Origin of the sequence: Proteiniborus sp. DW1 (genome assembly GCF_900095305.1) — a bacterium.
Classification (GTDB): Bacteria; Bacillota; Clostridia; order Tissierellales; family Proteiniboraceae; genus Proteiniborus.
Window position 1 is genome coordinate 1 of the sequence record NZ_FMDO01000009.1, and the last position, 6865, is coordinate 6865.

Annotated in this window: 6 protein-coding genes; all 6 read left to right on the forward strand. The window is 28.6% G+C overall.

Annotation, left to right across the window (positions count from 1 at the left end; translation table 11 throughout):
* Positions 1 to 74: 74 nt before the first annotated feature.
* Positions 75 to 800: a CRISPR-associated endoribonuclease Cas6 gene (gene cas6 / locus DW1_RS02930; RefSeq protein ID WP_074349146.1), complete on the forward strand. Its 726-nt coding sequence runs from the start codon at positions 75 to 77 to the stop codon at positions 798 to 800.
* An 8-nt stretch (positions 801 to 808) separates the two neighbouring features.
* Complete coding sequence (gene cas8a1, locus DW1_RS02935) at positions 809 to 2491, forward strand: type I-B CRISPR-associated protein Cas8b1/Cst1 (RefSeq protein ID WP_200800457.1); 1683 nt, start codon at positions 809 to 811, stop codon at positions 2489 to 2491.
* A complete protein-coding gene (gene cas7i, locus DW1_RS02940) occupies positions 2484 to 3365 on the forward strand; it encodes a type I-B CRISPR-associated protein Cas7/Cst2/DevR (RefSeq protein ID WP_074349148.1) in 882 nt (293 codons plus the stop codon). Before cas8a1 ends, cas7i begins: the two co-directional genes overlap by 8 nt.
* On the forward strand, positions 3352 to 4116 hold the full coding sequence (cas5b, locus tag DW1_RS02945) for a type I-B CRISPR-associated protein Cas5b (RefSeq protein WP_074349149.1): 765 nt from the start codon (positions 3352 to 3354) through the stop codon (positions 4114 to 4116). Before cas7i ends, cas5b begins: the two co-directional genes overlap by 14 nt.
* A gap of 16 nt (positions 4117 to 4132) precedes the next feature.
* Complete coding sequence (locus DW1_RS02950) at positions 4133 to 6379, forward strand: CRISPR-associated helicase/endonuclease Cas3 (protein ID WP_074349150.1); 2247 nt, start codon at positions 4133 to 4135, stop codon at positions 6377 to 6379.
* A 15-nt stretch (positions 6380 to 6394) separates the two neighbouring features.
* Positions 6395 to 6865: CRISPR-associated protein Cas4 (gene cas4, locus DW1_RS02955; RefSeq protein ID WP_074349151.1), on the forward strand; the 471-nt coding region annotated here is incomplete at its 3' end.

Consider the following 6865-nt stretch of genomic DNA (forward strand, 5'->3'; position numbering starts at 1 on the left):
TTCATAAGACTTATGAGATAGAAAAGAAAATATAGTTTTTAAACTATGACTTTATTATACGAGGAGGTGAAAATATGAGATATAATGTTGAACTAGCTTTATCTAATGACAATATATCAAAAGATAAAAATAGGATTGTAATTTCTTTTCTAAAATATATATATGAATCCTATGATAAAAATTATTATGAATCATTATACGAAAAGGAAGAAAACAAAAGTAAGAGCTTTACTTTCTCTTTGTATATGCCAAACTGTAAATTTACCAGGGAAGAAATAATAATACCAAATAAGAAAATAATATTAAATTTTTCAACATCCGACATGAGGGATGGGATTTTATTCTACAATGCAGCATTGGCCAATAAAGGAAAAACTTATAGGGTGAAAGATAACTCTATAACTATAAGTAAGATAAATATGAATAAAGAGAAAATTATAACTAATGATTATGCAATCTACTCTTCTATGTCTCCTGTTGTTGTTAGGAAACACAAAGGTGATAATAAAAAAACATGGTACTACTCTTTGAATGAAGAACAAGGAAAAGAAGTATTTATAGAAAATCTCAAGTATCAATTATTAGATAACTTTGGCGAAGAGAGAAGATTAGATATCGAAGAGATAGCTTTTCAGATGCTAAGTAATAAAGAAGTTAAAGTAAAACATTATGGAATAGAAATTTTATCAAATATTTGTAGAATAAAGGTACAAGCTAAGCCGTATATCTTAGATTATATTTATAAGTCAGGGATAGGGTCTAAAAGAAATAGTGGATTTGGAATGTTAGATTTAGTATAGGGGGTGATATGGTGGGAGAAAAGATACGCTTATATATGGAGGATTGGTTATATAATAGCGGTTTAGTAGGCTTTTATAATATATTAAAACATGCTGAAAATGAAGTAGTAATAAATCAAAATTATTTAGAGTTTGACTCTGATAATCTAGTAGACTTTGAAAAAAAATACTTTAGTTATTTGATGTATAAATACAAGGATATATTGTCATTAAACAAGATAACTTCGTTTGAAGATTTTATATTATACTATGAAGAAAGTAATTTTGAGAATTTTGATGAAAAGAGTCTAGAAATTACAAATAAATATATATCTGATGTAGCAAAGAAACAAATAAAAAGTAATAGTTATAAGTCAGCCTATGAATTAATAAAATCTACAGTTGATATTTTAGGCTTAGAAAAAAGTTTGAAAACCATAAATCTTAAAAAGAAACAGAAGATAGAAGACATCTTACCAGAAGTAAAGGACAAATTTAAATTATTGATGCAAATAATTGGGTACATGAAACTAGAGGATGCTCAAAAATATATAGGAGCAAAGAATGCTATGTATACTGTAATAAAAAATGGATGGAACGGAGTTTGCTTCTTAAATCCTCAAACAAAAGAGAAGGACATGTATATAGACTTTAAGGATTATTTCGTTGACCCAACAATAGAATATTTAAAAATAGATAAATCTAGATTTAGGTTCAGCTGTTTTTCTTGTAATAGGAGTATGAAGGATCTTACAAATGATCTTAGTTTTTTAAATTCTACTGGATTTGATGTAAGCAGAAAATCCTCTCATGTGTGGGATTTTCAAAACGATATTGCTGTCTGTCCTATCTGCAAACTAATATATTCATGTGTACCTGCTGGAATTTCGTATCTTTATGATAAAGGAATATATATAAACGATAACTCAAGTATGAAGAATGCTATCGATATAAACAATAAGATTTATATGGAAATTTACAAGCAAAGTAAAGAAGATAAGAAGCTAACATATAAAGCATTAGTAAAATCAATAAATGAGGAATATAACGATAAAATAAAATATGAGTTAGCAGATATTCAACTAGTTAGATATGAGGATGAGAAATATAGATTTAACATTCTCTCTAAGGATTCTCTAAGGGTTATTAAAGGTTCTGAAGATGATTTAAATAAGCTAATTAATTGTGGTTTTAAGGAAATCAATACGTATTTTAATGTATATGAGTTGGTTGTGGATAGACTTTTAAATAGTCAGAATATGTTTACTTTGGTTCAAAAGATGCTTCATTACAAATTATCGCAGCCGAAGGATTCACATTATAATTCATATCATGTAATTAGAATTTTAAGGATTAATACAAGATTTTTAAAGGGGGTAGGATGTATGAAAGAAAAAGAAATTGATATAGTCGATTTAGGAAATAAAGCAGGATATTTTTTAAGAAAGGATTACGGAGACTCTGTAGATAAGTTAAATGGTATAGCTTATAGATTGTTAAATTCATTAAAGACGAATAATAAGGATAGTTTTATGGATACTTTGTTAAATTGCTATTTATATGTAAAATCACCAGTGCCTAAGGTTTTTTTAGAGGTTTTTTCAAGTGATGAGGATTTTAAAACTATTGGATATGCTTTCGTAGCAGGACTTATTGAAGGGAAGAAAGAGAATATAAATGATAATGGGAATGGAGGAAATGATAATGAGTAACTTAAAACCAAAAGGATTAGCAATTTCAATGATTTTTGAGGCGGAAAGTGCAAATTACGGTGAAGGGGTAGGGAATGTAGCTTCTTTAAAAAAACTGACAAGGGATAGAGGAGAGCAATATACTTATATCTCGCGACAAGCAATTAGATATAACATATCTGAACAACTAGGCGAGAATATTGCACCAGTAAAGGCGGAAGGTAGTGGAGATAAAAAGGTCGTCCAATTTGCAGAAAAAGCTACCATAAAAGATTATCCGGAAATAGACTTTTTTGGATACCTAAAGACGGAAAAAGGAACCGGTGGAAAAAAGAGAACTGCAAAGGTAAGACTATCCAATGCTATATCTTTAGAAACTTTTAAAGGAGATTTAGATTTTCTAACTAATAAGGGATTAGCAGATAGAATAAATGAAAATATGAATATAGCTCAATCAGAAATACATAGGTCCTATTATAGATATACGATCGTTATGGATTTAGATCAGATTGGAATTGATGAAGTGTATGATATTGAACTTAGTAGCGAAGAAAAAATAAGAAGGGTTAATAGATTATTAGATACTATTGCATTCTTATATAGAGATATTAGAGGTAGAAGAGAAGATTTAAAACCTTTGTTTGCCATAGGTGGAATTTATGACATAAAAAACCCTGTTTTCGAAAATGTTCTAGATGTAAAGGATAATAGACTAGTGGTCAAGCAAATTGAAGGAGTTATGTTCGATTCTATAAAAAAAGATACAAGCTGTGGATTAATTGAAGGTAAGTTTAGCAATGATAATGAAATAAAAGAAAAGCTAAATGCATTGACTATGCCTGAGTTCTTTAATGGATTAAAAAGCAAGGTGAAGGATTATTATGAAGGAAAATAAAAAGGCAGTAAGGCTAAAGTTATATCAAAATATGGTTAATTATAAGAAGCCAACTAGTTTTCAGCTTAAAGAGACTTACCCACTACCGCCATACTCAACTGTAATAGGTATGGTTCATAGTCTTTGTGACTATAAAGAATACAAAGAAATGGAAATAAGTGTCCAGGGGAAATACCATTCCAAAGTAAATGATTTATATACAAGATATGAGTTTAAGAATGGTATGAAGTTTGATCCTGCGAGACATCAATTACAGGCAGGAGAGTTTGGTATAAGTAGGGGGATTTCAACAGTAGAATTATTAGTTGATGTGGAACTATTGATTCATATTATTCCACAAGATCAGAGTTTGGTATCAGAGATAGAGAAAGCTTTTCTTTATCCTAGAGAATATCCTTCTTTAGGTAGGAGAGAGGACCTTGTGATTATTGAGGAAGTCAAAGTAGTAGATGTTTTTGAGGAGGAAAAAATCAAAGCATCGATTAGAGTAAGAGAAGATTACAGTGCTTATATACCTATAAATATTATAGAAGACGTAAAAATTAAAAATAATATACAAGGTATAGATGTTTCTGGGACTAGATATAAATTAAATAAAAACTATGAGTTAATTAATCATGGTACTAAGAATTCTCCCAAGATATTTAGAAAATGGAAAAAGGAAGAAGTTGTGTATGGATCTAATATATCTGCTTTAAGAAAAAAGGATGTTATATTAGATGAAGATAATAATGTAGTATTTGCAATTTAGCGAAGGAGCTGATTTTATGAATAACTTTTTAGCTAAGTCTAACCCGATAGAGACTATAAATGAACATACTGACAATCTAATAAGAAATTTCAACATATTAAAGGAGATTTATCCCAGTTTACATGTAAACTGGGATATACTATATAGAGCTTGTCTTTATCATGATCTAGGCAAGATGAATATGAAGTTTCAAGATAAAATAGAAAAAAGGAAAAAACATACGAATGAAATTCCACATGGCATATTGAGTCTACTTTTTATTGATTTCGAAACTTTAGAAAATGAAGGATATTCAGAAGATGAAATAAAATTGCTATTTCATTCCATAGCGTATCATCATGATAGAGAATTGAATTATACAGAATCTCAATTAGAAGAAGAAATTGAATCTATAAAAAAAGAGTTTAAGTATTTCAAATATGATAAATTAGATTATAAATTTGTTAATCATTATATTGAAGAAGAGTTTTTTGTTAAGAATGAAAGGATTTATGAAAAAGCAGATAACGATTTATTCTTTAAATATATCTTGGTAAAAGGTCTACTTAACAGAATAGATTATGCAGCTAGTGGAGGTATAGACGTTGAAAAAGAAAACAATTTTTTGTTACAAAACCTAGAAGAAAACCTATTGGAAAAATTCAGACTGAAAAATCCTGATGCGAAATGGAATGAACTACAGAAATACATGATAGAACATAGAGATAGTAATCTTATAATAGTAGCTCAAACTGGTATGGGGAAAACAGAAGCTGGGCTTTTATGGATAGGAAATAATAAAGGCTTCTTTACACTTCCATTAAAAACAGCTATAAATGCAATGTATAAAAGAATAACAGAAAAAATAGTAGGTGAAGACTATGAAAATAAGGTGGGACTTCTTCATTCAGATATTAAAAGAGAATATTTGAGCAGGAAAGACGATATAGATTTTGATGAATATTACAATAAAACAAGGCAGTTATCATTACCTTTAACTATATGTACATTGGATCAGATATTTGACTTTGTATATAGGTATAGGGGATTTGAACCGAAGCTTGCCACACTAGCATACTCTAAAGTAGTAATAGATGAAGTGCAGATGTATTCACCAGATCTATTAGCGTATTTGGTTGTAGGTCTTTCTTATATAGATAAAATAGGAGGAAAATTTGCTATATTGACAGCGACTTTACCTCAAATATTTGTGGAATTACTAGAAAAAGAAAATGTAAAATTTCTAAAGCCCAAACCTTTTACCAATAATAGAATAAGGCATAGCATTAAGGTGATAAATGAAAAAATGAACTCTGATTTCATTAAAGAAGTATATAAGAATAATAAGGTTCTAGTTATATGCAATACTGTAAAAGAAGCACAACGAATATATTTAGAATTGTCAGAAGATGAAAAAATCAAAAAGGATATAAAATTATTTCATAGTGGATTTATAAAAAAAGATAGGAAAATAAAAGAAAAAGAAATATTAGAATTTGGAGATAAAGAAAAGACATATGAAGGAATATGGATTACAACTCAAGTTGTAGAGGCATCTTTAGATATAGACTTTGATATCTTAGTTACAGAACTTTCAGATTTAAATGGATTATTTCAAAGATTAGGAAGATGTTATAGGGATAGAGATTGGGTTAATGAAGGATATAATTGCTACATATTTAATGGAGGAGAATCTAAATGTACAGGGGTTGGAACTGTTATAGATGAAAATATATTTAATCTTTCTAAGAAAGCCTTAGGCGAAGTAAAAGGAGTTATTACTGAAGACGAAAAGATAAGTTTAATTGACTCTATTTATAACATGGAAAACCTTAAGGATTCAAATTACTATATCGAGTTGATTGAGGCTATAGAATATGTTAAGTTAATTGAATCTTATGAGAAATCAGCTGCTGATATAAAGAGAATATTCAGAAACATAGAGTCTAAAACAGTTATTCCTAAACCTGTGTATATAGAGAATAAAGATGAGATTGAGCAATGTATACTGATACTACAAAAGGAATATAACAAGGATATGGATTCTAAGGAAAGGAAAAAACTAAAAGAAGAAAAATTAAATGCAAGGATTAGATTAGATGACTTTACATTATCTATACCACTTTATAGAGTAGATGAACAGCTTCTGAAGCAAAAAAATATTAATGAATATGAATATATAGAGGTATTTGAGTGTGACTATAATGATAGGCTTGGGATAATCTATAAATCTAAAGGAGATTATAAAAAAGAAGTAAGAAGTTGTGAAGATAGAATGAGCTAAAAAATAGGTGATGTGATGAAGAAAATAACAGGGGTTATGGTATATTATAATTTCATATGTAAAAGAAAATTGTGGTATTTCAATAATGATGTAAACATGGAGCATACTAGTGAGCTAGTAGGGATGGGAAAATTAATTGATGAAAATTCTTATGGTAGAGAGAAAAAGAATATATTAATTGACGAAACTATAAATATTGATTTTCTAAAAGAGTGGAAGATTATACATGAAGTAAAGAAGTCAAGAAAACTAGATGAAGCTGCTAAATGGCAACTTAAATATTATATCTGGGCTTTAAGAAATAAAGGAATTAAAATAGAAAAGGGTATACTAGATTATCCTCTATTAAGGAAGAGAGAAGAGATATTTTTAACTAGAACAGAGGAAGAAGAATTGATGGAGGTTTTAGAACAAATTCAATATGTTATTAATATGGACTTGCCTCCTGGAGTTATAAATAAAGCATTTTGCAAGAAATGTTCTTAT

What these genes read in the sequence shown, in the direction of transcription:
- cas6 (WP_074349146.1), top strand. Translation starts at nt 75, where the DNA reads ATGAGATATAATGTTGAACTAGCTTTATCTAATGACAATATATCAAAA.
- cas8a1 (WP_200800457.1), top strand. Translation starts at nt 809, where the DNA reads ATGGTGGGAGAAAAGATACGCTTATATATGGAGGATTGGTTATATAAT.
- cas7i (WP_074349148.1), top strand. Translation starts at nt 2,484, where the DNA reads ATGAGTAACTTAAAACCAAAAGGATTAGCAATTTCAATGATTTTTGAG.
- cas5b (WP_074349149.1), top strand. Translation starts at nt 3,352, where the DNA reads ATGAAGGAAAATAAAAAGGCAGTAAGGCTAAAGTTATATCAAAATATG.
- DW1_RS02950 (WP_074349150.1), top strand. Translation starts at nt 4,133, where the DNA reads ATGAATAACTTTTTAGCTAAGTCTAACCCGATAGAGACTATAAATGAA.